The following is a 13430-nucleotide window of genomic DNA, read 5'->3' on the forward strand; positions in this document are numbered from 1 at the left end:
AACGAGGACTTTCCGCTGTCATGTCCGGGGGTTGGCTCCCGGGATTCCTCATTGACACCTCATCCGGGTGTCCCTAGGGTCCGCCGCGATGAATCCCGCGATCGATCCCAACCCCCTGAGCCCCTACATGCCGCTGGCGGTGGTTCTGCTGCTGGCGGGCTTGCTGGCGCTCCTCATCGTGAAGTTCGCCGCCCTGGCGGGCCCCAAGCGGCCGAGCGCCATCAAGTCGGCGCCCTTCGAGGCGGGCTCGGAGAGCAGCGGCACGGCGCGCCAGCGCTTCGCGGTGAAGTTCTACGTGGTGGCCCTGCTCTTCATCGTGTTCGACGTCGAGGCGGTCTTCCTGTATCCCTGGGCGGTCAACTTCCAGGCGCTCGGCTGGTTCGGCTACGCGGAGATGGTCGTTTTCGCGGCGACCCTCGTCGTGGGCCTTATCTACATCTGGAAGAAGGGCGCTCTGGAGTGGGAGCACTGAGGACACATGGCTGACTACGATAACGTCCCCGTACTGACGACCCGCCGCGAGGACGCCATGGGCTTCTTCGCGGAGAAGATCTCCAAGGGCCTGGGCTGGGCGCGCAAGTACTCGCTGTTCACCTACCCGTACGCCACGGCGTGCTGCGGCATGGAGTTCATGTCGCTGTCCTCGGCGCGGCACGACATCGCGCGCTTTGGCGCCGAGTTCCCCCGCTTCTCGCCGCGTCAGGCGGACATGCTGATGGTGATCGGCACCATCAACCTCAAGCAGGCGCCCATCCTCAAGCGCGTGTACGAGCAGATGTGCGAGCCCAAGTGGGTGGTCGCCTTCGGCGTGTGCGCGTCCTCGGGAGGCTTCTACGACAACTACGCGGTGCTCCAGGGCATCGACCGCATCATCCCGGTGGATGTCTACATCCCCGGCTGCCCGCCGCGCCCCGAGCAGGTGCTCGACGGTCTGCGGCTGTTGCAGGACAAGATCGGCAACCAGACGCACCGCATTGGCCACGGCGGAAGCGCCCCGCACGACCTGGTCGCCGGGACCTACGGACTGCGCAAGTAGCCCTCCGGCACCGAGGACAGAGGTCTCGTGGACGAGTCCGGGCAGACACAATCCCCACTCGCCACCTTCCTGCGCGAGCCCGTGGACCGGGCCCTGGAGGCCGAGCGGCAGTACAACACGCTGAGACTGGCGCAGATGCGCTTCCTCGGGGTGTCCATCGTCCTGGCCATCGCCGCGTATCTGGGGTGGGTGCAGGGCCTGGCGGACTGGGAGGTGTACCTCCTCCCCTTCACCGCGTACTGGCTGTGCACGGTGGCGACGCTCGTCAGTGTCCTGCGCTGGCCCCTGGTGGCCAGCTGGGCCGGAGCGTCGCTCGCGGTGGTGGACGTTCCCGCCATCTACTGGCTGCAGCACCTCGCCCTGCCCGTGTCCCCCTCTCCCGGAGGCGTGGCGGGATTCACGCTCGGCATCTACGCGTTCATCATCGTCCTCTCCGCCCTGTCCTTGCGCCGTGCCGTGACCTTCGTGGTGGCGTCCGTGGCGGCCGTGGCCGAGGTGGCCCTCCAGGTCGAGGCCGGCATCGGCATGGGCGCGCGCGTGGTGGGCGTGGTGGTGGTGAGCATGACGGCGGGGGCCTCGCACTACCTCTTCCATCGCATCCGCGTGCTCGTCTCCGCCCTGACGCGCGAGGAGCTCAAGCGTGCCCAGCTCGGCCGCTACTTCTCTCCGGCCGTCGCCGAGCGGCTGCAGGACCTGGAGTCCCCGGTGTCCAAGCCCGAGCTGCGCGAGGTGACCATCCTCTTCACGGACCTGCGCGACTTCACCGCGCTGAGCGAGCGGCTGAGCCCCGAGGCCGTGGTGGCCATCCTCAACGACTATTACGGGCGCATGGTGGAAGTGGTGTTCCGCCACGGGGGAACGCTCGACAAGTTCATTGGGGACGCACTCATGGTGTACTTCGGCGCCCCCCTGGCCGAACCCGACCACCCGCGCCGCGCGGTGGAGTGCGCCCTGGACATGGTGAAGGAGCTCGGGGAGATGAACGCCGAGCGCTTCGCACGGGGCGAGCCGGGGCTCCTCATGGGCGTGGGCCTGCACACCGGCCACGTGGTGCTCGGCAACATCGGCTCCATGGCCCGCCGGCTGGAGTACACCGCCATCGGGGACACGGTGAACCTGGCCAACCGCATCGAGCAGCTCACCAAGAAGCACCGCACCCCCGTCCTCGTCTCGAAGGAGACCCGGGAGCGGGCGGGCGACTGCTGCCTCTGGCAGGAATTACCGCCCACCCCCGTGGCGGGCAAGCGCGAGCCGGTCATCACCTTCATCCCCCGGCCCCTGCCCGGCCGAGAGGGGGCCGGGACGGCGGCCCGGAAGCCCCGCTCGGGCGAACGCCGGCTTCTGCCTCGCGTAAGTAGCGAGGATGGCTAAGGGATTCCGTTGACGCCCCCCAAGGCGCGTCCTTATAACGCGCCGGATTCCCTAGCCAGTATCGAGGCCCCCCTTGAGCACCTTCGCACTCGACAGGCTCACCGCCCAATTTCCGGAGGCGGTGGCGGAGCGCTATTTCGACCGCACGGGCGGAGCCTGGGCCGTCATTCACGCGGAGCACCTGCCCAAGGTCGCCGCCTTCCTCAAGAGCGAGCTGGACTTCAAGCTCTTCATCTCGATCGACGCGGTGGACCGGCTGCATCTGGCGGAGAACGATCCCCGCTTCGAGGTCGTCTACTTCCTGCGCTCCCTCTCGCGCGGGGAGCACGTGCGGCTCAAGGTTCGCGTGAGCGAGTCGAACCTGGAGATTCCCTCGCTGGCGTCCCTCTTCAAGGGCGCCAACTGGTGGGAGCGTTTCGTGTGGGACTTCTACGGCATCCGCTTCTCGGGACACCCGGACCTGCGCCGCGTGTTGCTCTACGAGGAGTTCCAGGGCCACCCCCTGCGCAAGGACTACGCCCTGCGCGACCGGCAGCCGCTCATTCCCGAGCGCCCCATCAAGGACATCTTCCGCGGCCCCGGCACGAGCGGCGTTTCCTGACGCGCCCGCCCCCACCGGCCCACGCCTTTCGAGGACATCATGGCGGACCCCCACAAGCCCGCAGCCCATCCCAGCCCCGACGTGCCCAATCCGGACACCGACGCCTATGCCCAGGAGTCGGAGCTGGAGGCCCACCTCCAGGCCAAGCCCATGTACATCAACATGGGCCCCTCGCACCCCGCCACGCACGGCACCGTGCGCCTCAAGCTGCACCTGGAGGGGGAAACCATCTCCGACGCGGACTGCGAGATCGGCTTCCTGCACCGCGGCTTCCAGAAGAGCTGTGAGAACGTCACCTGGACGCAGTGCCTGCCCTACACGGACCGGCTCAACTACGCGTCCCCGCTGATGAACAACTTCGGCTTCCTCACCGCCGTGGAGAAGCTCATCGGCCTGGAGATCCCCGAGCGCGCCCAGTACGTGCGGGTGATCGGCGCGGAGCTGCACCGCATCCATGATCACCTCACGTGCATCGCCGCCACGAGCATGGAGCTGGGCGGCTTCGCCCCCTTCCTCTTCGGCATGGAGGCACGCGAGCTCATCAACGACCGCGTGGCCGAGCTGACGGGCGCGCGTCTGACCACCAGCTTCGGCCGGGTGGGCGGACTCAACCGCGACCTGCCCGAGGGGTGGATCGCCAAGACCCTCAAGTCGCTCGACAAGATCCGTGAGCTCGCCGACGAGTGCGAGTCGCTCCTGTCGCGCAACCGCATCTTCGTGGACCGCATGAAGGGCACGGGCGTCATCTCCGCCGAGGACGCCCTGGACTACGGCTGGACCGGACCGTGCCTGCGCGCCTGCGGCGTCGACTACGATCTGCGCAAGGCCCGGCCGTACTGGGTCTATGACCAGCTCGACTTCGACGTGCCCATTGGCGAGCACGGCGACAACTACGATCGCTACCTCATGCGCATCGAGGAGATGAAGCAGTCGGACCGGATCCTCCGCCAGGCACTGGCGAGGATTCCCGACGGGCCCATCATCGTGGACGACTGGCGCATCGCCCTGCCGCCCAAGCCCGAGGTGTACGGCACCATCGAGGGCGTCATCTCCCACTTCAAGCTGGTGATGGAGGGCATCCAGGTGCCCCCGGGCGAGGTCTACGACGCCACCGAGTCCGCCAACGGCGAGCTGGGCTGGTACATCGTGAGCGATGGCGGCGGCCGACCCTACAAGGTCCACGTGCGCGCGCCCGGCTTCCCCATCCTGTCCGCCATGCCGTCCATCGTGAAGGGCGGACTGCTCGCGGACCTCATTCCCACCTTTGACACGATCAACATGATCGGCGGCGAGGTCGAGCAGTGAGCGACAACGACACCAAGAAGCCCTCTGGCGACGCGCAGCCGCCCCCCAAGGGCGCTCCCACGGACACGCCCGCGGCGAAGACCGGCCCCGAGCCGTCCAACCCTCCCGCGGGCGCCAAGTTGGACACGCCTCCGGCCGCGCACAGCAGCGCCACGCCGCCCGCGCCGCCTCCGCCCGCGCCCAAGCCCGCCGGCCCTCCCCCGCCGAAGAACCCGGGCTTCGTCACCTGCACCATCGACGGCAAGGAAGTCATCGCCAAGCCGGGCACCAACATGATCGAGGCGGCCCGCTCGGTCGGCTCGATCATCCCCTACTTCTGCTACCACCCGCGCCTGTCCATCGCGGCCAACTGCCGCATGTGCTTCGTGGAGGCGTCCAACGCCCCCAAGATGGTGCCCGCGTGCCAGACGCCGCTCGCCGAGGGCCAGGTCATCAAGACCACCACGCCCAAGGTCAAGGAGCAGCAGCGCGCGGTGATGGAGTTCCTGCTGCTCAACCACCCGGTGGACTGCTCCATCTGCGACCAGGCCGGTGAGTGCAAGCTGCAGGACTACTACATGCGCTACGACTACCGCCCCTCGCGTCTCGAGGGCGGCAAGGTGCTCAAGAACAAGCGCAAGGTGCTCGGGCCCCGCGTGGTGCTGGATCAGGAGCGCTGCATCCTGTGCAGCCGCTGCGTGCGCTTCATGAACGAGGTGCCCAAGGAGCCCCAGCTGGGCATCTTCGGCCGCGGCAGCCACGAGGTCATCGACACGTTCCCCGGCAGTGAGCTCAACAGCAACTACTCGCTCAACACCGTGGACATCTGCCCGGTGGGCGCGCTGCTCAGCCGCGACTACCGCTTCCGCGCCCGCTCGTGGTTCCAGTCCGCCGCGCCCTCCGTGTGCACGGGCTGCTCGCGCGGCTGCAACATCTACGCGGACTTCATGGGGCAGGAGACCTACCGCTTCCGCCCGCGCGAGAACGACGCCGTCAACAAGAGCTGGATGTGCGACCAGGGCCGCGTCACCTACAAGGCGCTCAACCTGGGCCGGGTGCTCAGCGCCGTGGTGGGCCGCAAGCAGGGCGACACCGCCCGTCCCGAGGTGGCGCGTCAGGAAGCCATCCAGGCCGCGGCCCGCGCGCTCACGGACGCCAAGGGCAAGCAGCTCGCGGTGCTCGCCTCGCCGGTGGCCTCCAACGAGGAGCTGCTCGCCGCGCTCACCTTCGCCAAGGGCACGCTGGGTGTCGGCGAGGTGTACGTGGGCGGCCGTCCCCAGGGAGAGGCGGATCACTACCTGCTGACGGCGGACAAGAACCCCAACCGCAAGGGCCTGGAGCTCATCGCCCAGGGCCTGGGACTCACGCTCAAGCCGTTCGACGAGCTGGTCAAGGGCATCAACGGCGGCAAGGTGAAGGCGCTCTACGCCGTGGGGACCGAGGTGCCCGGGGACGTGGAGGGCTTCGCCCAGACGGCGGCGAAGCTGGACGTGTTCGTGGCGCAGGCGACGAACGAGTCCGCCCTCACCGCGCAGGCCACCGTGCTGCTGCCGGCCTCCGCGCACATCGAGGCGGATGGCTCGTTCGTGCAGGTGGACGGCCTCATCCAGCGCTTCCGCAAGGCCTACCCCTCCAAGGGAGACGCCGTGGCGCACTGGGCGCTGGCGGCCGAGCTGTCCCGGCAGATGGGGGGCAGCGCCACCTGGACGTCCTCGCGCGAGATCTTCCGCGAGCTGGGCAAGGGCGTGCCCGAGTTCGCTTCGTTCGATTGGGACAAGGCCGCCCCGCCCGACCGGGAGAAGCCCGGCATCAACCCACTGGCCACCGCCGCCGACGGCCGGCCCCCGGGTTACCGTGAGTTCGGCGCTCCCAGGGTCCGAGGTCTCTGACAATGCGCGTCTTCACCATCCTCTTCATGTTCGTCGTCTTCGTCGGCTACTTCGCCGCGATGACGCTCCTGGCCTACCTCGTCGGTGGACAGGTGGAAGCGCTGTTGCCGGGCGGCAGCCGGTTGACCAACCTGTTCTTCCTGATGATCGCCCTGGTGATGGCCATCGGGTCGATGCTCACCGTGGCCGAGCGCAAGTGGAGCGCGCTGATGCAGGACCGCATCGGCCCCAACCGCGCGCGCATCGACCTGCCGCTGCTGCGCAACAACGCCCTGGGCGGCATCCCCCACTTCCTCGCCGACGGCGCGAAGATGCTGTTCAAGGAGGACCACTTCCCGGCCGCGGCCAACAAGCTGCTCTACAACCTGGCGCCCATGCTGGCCTTCGCGCCCGTGTTCGCCCTGTTCGCCGTGGTGCCCGCGGGCCCCACCGTGACGGTGTTCGGCAAGGCCGTGGACATGGTGGTGGCCACGCCGGACTTCGGCCTGCTCTACGTGTTCGCCATCGCCTCGCTGGCGGTGTACGGCACGTCGCTCGCCGGCTGGTCCTCCAACAACAAGTTCGCGCTGCTCGGTGGCGTGCGCGCCTCCTCGCAAATGATCTCCTACGAGGTCGCGCTGGGCCTGTCGCTGGTGGGCCTGATGATGGCCTTCTCCACGGTGCAGCTGCCCGCCTTCGTGGGCAACGTCACCAACGAGCTGGGCCTGGGCGGAGAGGCCACGGGACAGGCGCGCTACCTGTGGTCCACCCATGTGGGCGGCTTCGACATCGGCCTGCCCGCCTGGGGCTTCCTGCTGCAGCCCATGGGCTTCTTCCTCTTCTTCGCCGCGGCCTTCGCGGAGACCAAGCGCGCCCCCTTCGACAGCCCCGAGGGTGAGTCGGAGATCATCGGCTACTTCGTCGAGTACTCGGGCATGAAGTTCGGCCTGTTCATGATCTCCGAGTTCGTGGAAGTGGTCATCCTCTCGGGCCTCATCACCGTGCTCTTCTTCGGGGGCTACCACCTGCCCTTCGGCGGCGAGTGGCTGTCCAACCTGAGCGTGATGCGCGAGCACGGCTGGCTGTACGGCACCGTGCTGGGCACCGTGTTCTGGTTGAAGGTCCTGTTCTTCATCTGGGTGCAGATGATGATCCGCTGGTCCTTCCTGCGCTTCCGCTACGATCAGATCCAGACGCTGGGCTGGAAGATCCTCCTGCCGCTGGGCCTCATCAACGTGTTCGCCACGGGCGCGCTGGTGCTGTGGGATCCCTCCCTGCGGGCGCTGGCCATCTTCGGTATCCTTCAGATTCTCGCGCTGGTGGCGCTGACCATCACCCCGGACAAGGAAGAGGCACCGGAGCCCAAGGGCCACCTGCCCGCCGCCCACGCGGAAACCCCCTCGGCCGCTGTGCACGCCAGTGCGTCCACGGCTTCCTCGCACTAGGTTCGGAGCGAAGAGAAAGACACCATGGCTTACAAGGCGACCCAGGATCCCCGCACCGACATCCGCGAGCGGACCTACCTGCCGGAACTGCTCCGCGGTCTGGCCATCACCACCCGCCACTTCTGGCGCAACCTCTTCGGCACGCGCGACACCCAGACGCCGTTCGAGGAGCGCACCGGCACCAGCCTCGTCACCACGGTGCAGTACCCGGAGGAGAAGATTCCCTATCCTCCGGGCTACCGGGGTCTGCACCGGCTGGTTCCGCGGGAGGATGGCAAGCCGCGCTGCGTGGCCTGCTACATGTGCGCCACCATCTGCCCGGCCCAGTGCATCTACATCGAGGCCGGTGAGTACCCCGAGGGCGCGGACGAGAAGGAGTCGCGCGTCATCGAGAAGTACCCCACCCAGTTCGTCATCGACGAGCTGCGCTGCATCGTGTGCGGCCTGTGCGTGGAGGCGTGCCCCAAGGACGCCATCCGCATGGACACCTACACGCACACGCCGCCGGAGTACAACCGGCAGGGCTTCGTGTACGACATCCCCCGGCTGCTCAAGGGGCCCGCGGTGTCGCACCCGTCGGATCCGTGGAACAAGCGCTCGAGCTCCGAGCAGCCCGCCCACGCGCACAAGGAAGCCCACACGCGCATTGGCGAGGAAGAGCATGCGCACAGCCGGGCCATCGTCTCGCATGACGGCCCGGTGCCCGTGACGAAGTTCCTCAAGTAACTCGCCCCGGCTCTCACCGGCCCGCCCCCTCCGTGTCACGCACGGGGGACGGCGGGCCGCTGTCATTTGAAGCCCTCACGACGGCATTCGCGGCCCTTTGCAGCGCCCCTCAAACTCCATAGGGTGGACTCCTCCATGAAGCGCTACCGCCTCTCCGTGTGCAAGGGCTCGAGCTGCAAGGCCGGAGGCTCCGACGCCGTGGCCCTGGCCGCTCGCGAGGAGCTGTCCACCCGCGGATTGCAACCGCGCTGCGAGCTGTACCGCGGAGGCTGCTACGGCTTCTGTCACATGGGCCCCAACGTCGTCCTCCGCGAGGAGACGGGCCGCAAGAGGGATCCCCTGTCGCCCGAGGACTACCAGCTCATGGGCTGGGAGGGCGAGGCGTACTACTCCCACATGACGCCGGAGAAGATGCGGCGCGTGGTGGCCGAGCACGTCGCCCAGGACAAGCCCGTCGTCGAGCTGCTCGGCCATCCGGAAGAAGCGGAAGGCTGAGCCTCAGGGCCCCTCGAGCGCGAAGACACCGTCCCAGTCCTCTGGCGGCATGGCCCGGATATAGGCACGGCAGCGCTCGGCGTACACGCCGGCCACCGGATCCTGGAACTCCTCCACGCCCCGCGTGAACAACGCCAGCGCCACGTCGAAGCGCCGCTGGTGGTACGTGGTGAGCGCCTGCTCGTGGATGGCCAGCAGCGCCTGGATGCGCTCGTCGAGCTCGCCCTTGCGTCCCACCAGCTCGTGCAACCGCGTGGGCTCGTCGCGCCCCTTGGGCCGCACCCGATCCACCTCGCGGAAGACGTAGCCGTCCTGCGCCAGGCGCGCCACGCCGTCACCCACCAGGACGAAGGTGCCGTAATGGCGGTTGAGGCCCTCCAGGTACATGGAGAACTTCACCGACTGGCCCAGCACGGAGTACTTGGACTCGAAGTCGCTGCCCATTCCGCCCACCAGCACCTCGCCACTGTCGATGCCGACCCGGCACTGCGGCGCATGGCCATAGGTCTTGCTCCAGTACTCCTGACGCGCGAGCAGCGCGGCGCGGACCTTCATCGCGGCGTCACAGGCGTGGTGCGCGTGCCGCTCCGTGCGCACGGGCGCGCCCCAGAAGGCCATCACCGCGTCCCCCATGTACTTGTCCACCTGGCCCCGCGTGGCGCGCACCACGTCCGTCACCTCCGTCAGGTACTCGTTGAGGAACTGCACGAGCCGCTCGGGGGGCAGCTCGGCGGACAGGCGGGAGAAGCCATCCAGATCACAGAAGAAGACGGTGACTTCCCGCACCTCCGGCCGCGTGAGCTGACGCAAGTCCCGCCTGACGAGCCTCGCCACCTCGGGGTTGACGTAGCGGCCGAGCACGTCCGTGACGAAGAGGCGCAGCTGCTGCTCGGAGCGCGAGGCCTGGATGATGGTGAGGAGGAAGGTGAGGCTCATGGCCAGCAGCGGACCCATCAGCGCCACCCAGAGCTGCCGGGTGACGAACACGTACCAGGCACCCACGGTGTAGAGCACGCCCACGATGGCCATCGTGAACAGGTAGAAGAACGCATCTCCCGAGGAGCGCAGGCCCCGGTTGACGGTGAGCGCGACGAAGGCCCCCACCAGCGCCAGGCCGAGCGTCAGCAGCACATCCTCGCGGGGCGTGGCGCGGGAGATGCCCTCGGAGCGGAGCAAGTTCACCAGCGACTGCGCCAGGATGGCCCCCGAGGGCGTGTGCTCGCCGATGGGGGTGTGCTGGAAGTCCATGGCCCGGCGCGACGTGTTGGTGAAGACGACGAGCCGTCCCTCGATGTCGTGCGCCGCGCGTGGCGGCAAGCCCTCCCGGACGGCGAAGACGTTGAGCAGCACGCTCCACGCGGGAATGGCGCGTGCCACCGAGCCCCGCGCGCCGCGACCGACCTCCGCCGCGTCCCAGCGCACCAGGCTGTAGCCGGACTCGTCCATGGGGATGGAGAAGCGCTCCCCCACGTACAGCCGACCCTCGGCGTAGCGCAGCTGGCGCGTGTTCGCCTGACGCATCGCCGCCACCAGCGGCATGGAGGGCAACACGTGCCGGGTGTCTCCCCGGCCGCGGTAGCTCACCAGGTGAGGAACGGCCCGGACCAGCCCGTCCGAGTCCTCTGGCAGGGTGATGGCGCCATAGAGACTGGCCTCGCCGAGCAACGGGGCCACCGGGTGTTCGAGCTGCCGGACCTCCTCCAACTTCGACACATCCAGCCCCTCCACCTGGACCTCGGCCAGGGAGATGAAGAGCTCGAGCGGTCCCACCCGGTACGCGTCATCGCGGGTCGCCCGCTCCAGCACGCGCGGAGACTCGCGCACGCCCAGCTCCTGCGCCACCCGTTGGCCTTCCTGCTCACTGGCCACGCCGCCCCACACCTCCACGCCCTTGCCCGCGGGAATAAGGAACACGGGGCGTTGATCCGACAGGACCGTGCGCACCCGGCTCCTCGCGGCGGCCTCGTTCGCGTACGTCCCCAGCCGCACGCGGTAGGGCCACAACCGGCTGCCCGGAGGAATCCCCCGGTCCGTCGACCACGCGAAGGACAACACGGACTTCTGGGACGAGCGATCCAACAGCGCGCGGAACGCCCGGTCATCGTCCAGGCCCGAGGGTCCACTCGCTCCCGGCACGAGGCAGGCACGCGGGCTGAGCTCGGAGAAGGGCAGGTCGAGCAACACCTGCTCGGCGCCCTCGTCGAGCAGCCGCTGGGTCACTCCCCCGAGGACTTCCCGGGGCCAGGGGTAGGCGGCGATTCCCGCGTGATCGTCCAGCCGGGCCTCGGTGAGCGTCTCGTCGTCGAGCGCCACCACCACCACGCGATCCGAGCGGGAGGCGCGCTCGCCCAACGAGCGCACGCGCCCGTCGTAGGTGATGCGCTCCCAGGCCTCCAGCCCCGCCGAGGGACGGGCGATCAACGCACCGGGCGTGGCGCCCTCGGACAACCGCGCGCGCGGGACGCGGTAGTAGACGAGGACTCCGAGGATGGAGCCGAAAAGCGTGGCCTGCAGCAGGGAGTAGGCGAGCCTCTGCAGGAAGCGCAGGCCGGTGGAGTAGATGGGAAGGCTTCGCACGGGAGCGGCGAAGATAGCGCGTCCGGCCCACGTCCCCAGCCCTCATGAGGCCCTGCTATGTTTCCGCCCACATGAAACGCCCCCTGCTGTCCGCCGCCGCCGCCGCGCTCCTGCTCTCCCCCCTCGCCTGCGACATCCAGAAGACGGGCAACCAGCTCCTCGCCGAGAAGATGATGGTGGGTACCGTCTTCTCCACCCCGGACGTGGACATCTCCGCGGCCGCCCTGGCCGGGCTCGACGCGGGCACGCTGCCCGACGGAGGCATCCCCGACGAGGAGCGCATCTCCCTGCCCGGCCAGACGGCCGCCCTCGTCTTCTTCGGTACCCGCAACGGCGAGGGCGGTACGCCCCAGCCCCTCACCGACGCCACGGTGCGGCTCGAGGCCAACGGCCTCTCCGTGCCGCTCGGCAACAAGGGCGCGGGCACCTACGGCCTGACGAGCGCCCCCGATGACGACGCGGGCGTGCGCTACCAGTCCGGCGCCACCTACCGCTTCGTCGCCACGCAGCAGGGCACCTCGTACGTGGGGCTCGTGGAGGACGCCCCCGCCCTGGAGAAGATCGACGTCCTCCACCCCCCGGGAGGATACGTCCGGCACACGGCCCGACAAGGCCTCACGCTGCGGCGGCCCACCGTCCCCGCGGGCAAGGAGCGCACGCTCGGCTTCGTCACCGTCTTCGCCCTGCGCACCGACGGGGAGCGGGGCGAGTCCACCTACACCAACCTGCCCACGGATCCGCTGAGCCTCATCAAGATCGCGGCCACCCCCGGGGAGTGGCAGCAGCCGACGCTGGAAGTCCCGGGCACCGCCTTCCCCGAGCCGGACAGCAACTACCTCGTCGTCTTCCAGACGACGCGCTCGGGCAGCGCCGACTCCGACAACCTGTTCTACGGCAGCGCGCTGCTGGTGGGCACCGCGGACGTGGGCCTGGTGCACACCGGACCCTGAGCCCGGGGCTCCCTCCAGGGACTCAGTCCGCCTCCACCTCGAGCGCGAGCTGGCCCTGGAGGTTGAGGCGCAGCAGGTGGCCCGCGAAGCGCTCGGACTCCTCGCGCGTGAGGACCGCGCGGAACGCCTCTCCCTCCGCCACCTCCACCTCCATCACCGGCCCGCGCTGGAGCAGGCGGAAGAAGTCCTCGCCCCCGCCGGGCCTCGGCACGAGGACGGGGAGAAAGCCCTTCACGGGCAGCACCTCGCCGGACGCGCGCACCCGCTCGAGCAGGGCCGAAGCCGTGGGCCGCACCTCGGACGGAGCCACGCCCTCCTCGGGGTAGAGCGGCGCGGGCGGCAGCGACACGTCGTCGGTGGAGTCGTCGAGGAGAAACCCGTGCCGCGAGGGAATGCGCCCGGTGAACAGGAACAACAACAGCACGGGGACATCCCCGCCCACGCGCTCCACGTGCAGCACGGCACGCGAGGCGCTGACCTTGCGCAGAAGCAACCGCAACCGGGGAGGCGACGCGCTCAGATGGCGCCGGACCCGGTCCCTCACCGTGGTGTGGAATGCCGCGAAGTCCGCCTGGTAGCGCGCCTCGCTCTCGGCCTCCTCCCGCGCGAGCCCGGCCCGGGCCTTCGCCAGTTTCTCCTCGGCCTGGCGCAGGAAGTCGCGCAAGGGGCCCTCCGCCGCGGTGAGCGCCGAGTCCCCCGGCGTCACACCGCTCGGGGCCGTCCCCACGGGAGTCACGCCCTCCGACGCCGAGCGCACCGAGCCCACCAGGAAGGAGCCCTGCTGCTCCAGGCGTTCGTACTCCCGCAGGAAGCGCTGGCGCGCGGCGGCCTGCTCCCGGCGCAACCCGAGCCAGGCCTCGTACGCGGACTCCAGCGTCTCCAGGCCATGCGCCCGGGACAGGACGTGCTCCTCGGCGGGGAGGACGCGGGGCATGTCCCGAGGCGTGTCCCGGCGGGAGTCCACGTCCTCGTCTCCCTCCGTCGGGGGCTGCTTGCGCGAAGTCACGCCCTCCCCTTTCGCATAAAAACGCCCGAGGGGCGACCCGCCATCCGCGGACCGCCCCCCGTGACAACCCC

The 13430-nt window shown here is 69.2% G+C and carries 12 protein-coding genes; 10 read left to right on the plus strand and 2 right to left on the minus strand.

The features are described from left to right. Positions 1–100: 100 nt before the first annotated feature. From MEBOL_RS02105 to MEBOL_RS02145, 9 genes are all read left to right on the plus strand, one after another. Positions 101–472 carry an NADH-quinone oxidoreductase subunit A gene (locus tag MEBOL_RS02105; protein ID WP_095982528.1) on the plus strand — a complete coding sequence of 124 codons (372 nt, stop codon included), beginning with the start codon at positions 101–103 and terminating at the stop codon, positions 470–472. Positions 473–478: 6 nt separating this feature from the next. Continuing rightward, positions 479–1036, plus strand: a complete 558-nt coding sequence (locus MEBOL_RS02110; protein WP_095975842.1) for an NADH-quinone oxidoreductase subunit B — start codon at positions 479–481, stop codon at positions 1034–1036. A gap of 27 nt (positions 1037–1063) precedes the next feature. Continuing rightward, positions 1064–2407, plus strand: a complete 1344-nt coding sequence (locus MEBOL_RS02115; protein ID WP_245919377.1) for an adenylate/guanylate cyclase domain-containing protein — start codon at positions 1064–1066, stop codon at positions 2405–2407. 73 nt (positions 2408–2480) lie between these two features. After that, the gene (locus tag MEBOL_RS02120; RefSeq protein ID WP_095975843.1) at positions 2481–3008 is read left to right on the plus strand and encodes an NADH-quinone oxidoreductase subunit C; all 528 of its coding nucleotides are present in this window, start codon (positions 2481–2483) and stop codon (positions 3006–3008) included. 39 nt (positions 3009–3047) lie between these two features. Further along, complete coding sequence (gene nuoD / locus MEBOL_RS02125) at positions 3048–4313, plus strand: NADH dehydrogenase (quinone) subunit D (RefSeq protein WP_095975844.1); 1266 nt, start codon at positions 3048–3050, stop codon at positions 4311–4313. Next, positions 4310–6181 (plus strand): NADH-quinone oxidoreductase subunit G, encoded by a 1872-nt coding sequence (locus MEBOL_RS02130; RefSeq protein WP_095975845.1) that lies wholly within the window; start codon positions 4310–4312, stop codon positions 6179–6181. The genes nuoD and MEBOL_RS02130 overlap by 4 nt, the downstream gene beginning before the upstream one ends. Positions 6182–6183: 2 nt before the next feature. Then, positions 6184–7605 (plus strand): complex I subunit 1/NuoH family protein, encoded by a 1422-nt coding sequence (locus MEBOL_RS02135; RefSeq protein ID WP_095975846.1) that lies wholly within the window; start codon positions 6184–6186, stop codon positions 7603–7605. 24 nt (positions 7606–7629) lie between these two features. Then, positions 7630–8331, plus strand: a complete 702-nt coding sequence (locus MEBOL_RS02140) for a NuoI/complex I 23 kDa subunit family protein (RefSeq protein ID WP_095975847.1) — start codon at positions 7630–7632, stop codon at positions 8329–8331. Positions 8332–8466: 135 nt separating this feature from the next. Beyond that, positions 8467–8826 (plus strand): (2Fe-2S) ferredoxin domain-containing protein, encoded by a 360-nt coding sequence (locus MEBOL_RS02145; RefSeq protein ID WP_095975848.1) that lies wholly within the window; start codon positions 8467–8469, stop codon positions 8824–8826. 3 nt (positions 8827–8829) lie between these two features. On the opposite strand, the gene MEBOL_RS02150 is transcribed toward MEBOL_RS02145, so the two are convergent. After that, positions 8830–11403, minus strand: coding sequence for an adenylate/guanylate cyclase domain-containing protein (locus MEBOL_RS02150; RefSeq protein WP_095975849.1), 2574 nt, complete (start codon positions 11401–11403; stop codon positions 8830–8832). Between the two features lie 71 nt (positions 11404–11474). Here MEBOL_RS02150 and MEBOL_RS02155 point away from each other — a divergent pair, with 71 nt between their 5' ends. Next, the gene (locus MEBOL_RS02155; protein ID WP_179956367.1) at positions 11475–12353 is read left to right on the plus strand and encodes a hypothetical protein; all 879 of its coding nucleotides are present in this window, start codon (positions 11475–11477) and stop codon (positions 12351–12353) included. Between the two features lie 22 nt (positions 12354–12375). Here MEBOL_RS02155 and MEBOL_RS02160 read toward each other — a convergent pair whose 3' ends face one another. Then, a complete protein-coding gene (locus MEBOL_RS02160) occupies positions 12376–13287 on the minus strand; it encodes a hypothetical protein (protein ID WP_095982531.1) in 912 nt (303 codons plus the stop codon). Positions 13288–13430: the final 143 nt, after the last annotated feature.

The organism is Melittangium boletus DSM 14713 (assembly GCF_002305855.1).
GTDB lineage: Bacteria > Myxococcota > Myxococcia > Myxococcales > Myxococcaceae > Cystobacter > Cystobacter boletus.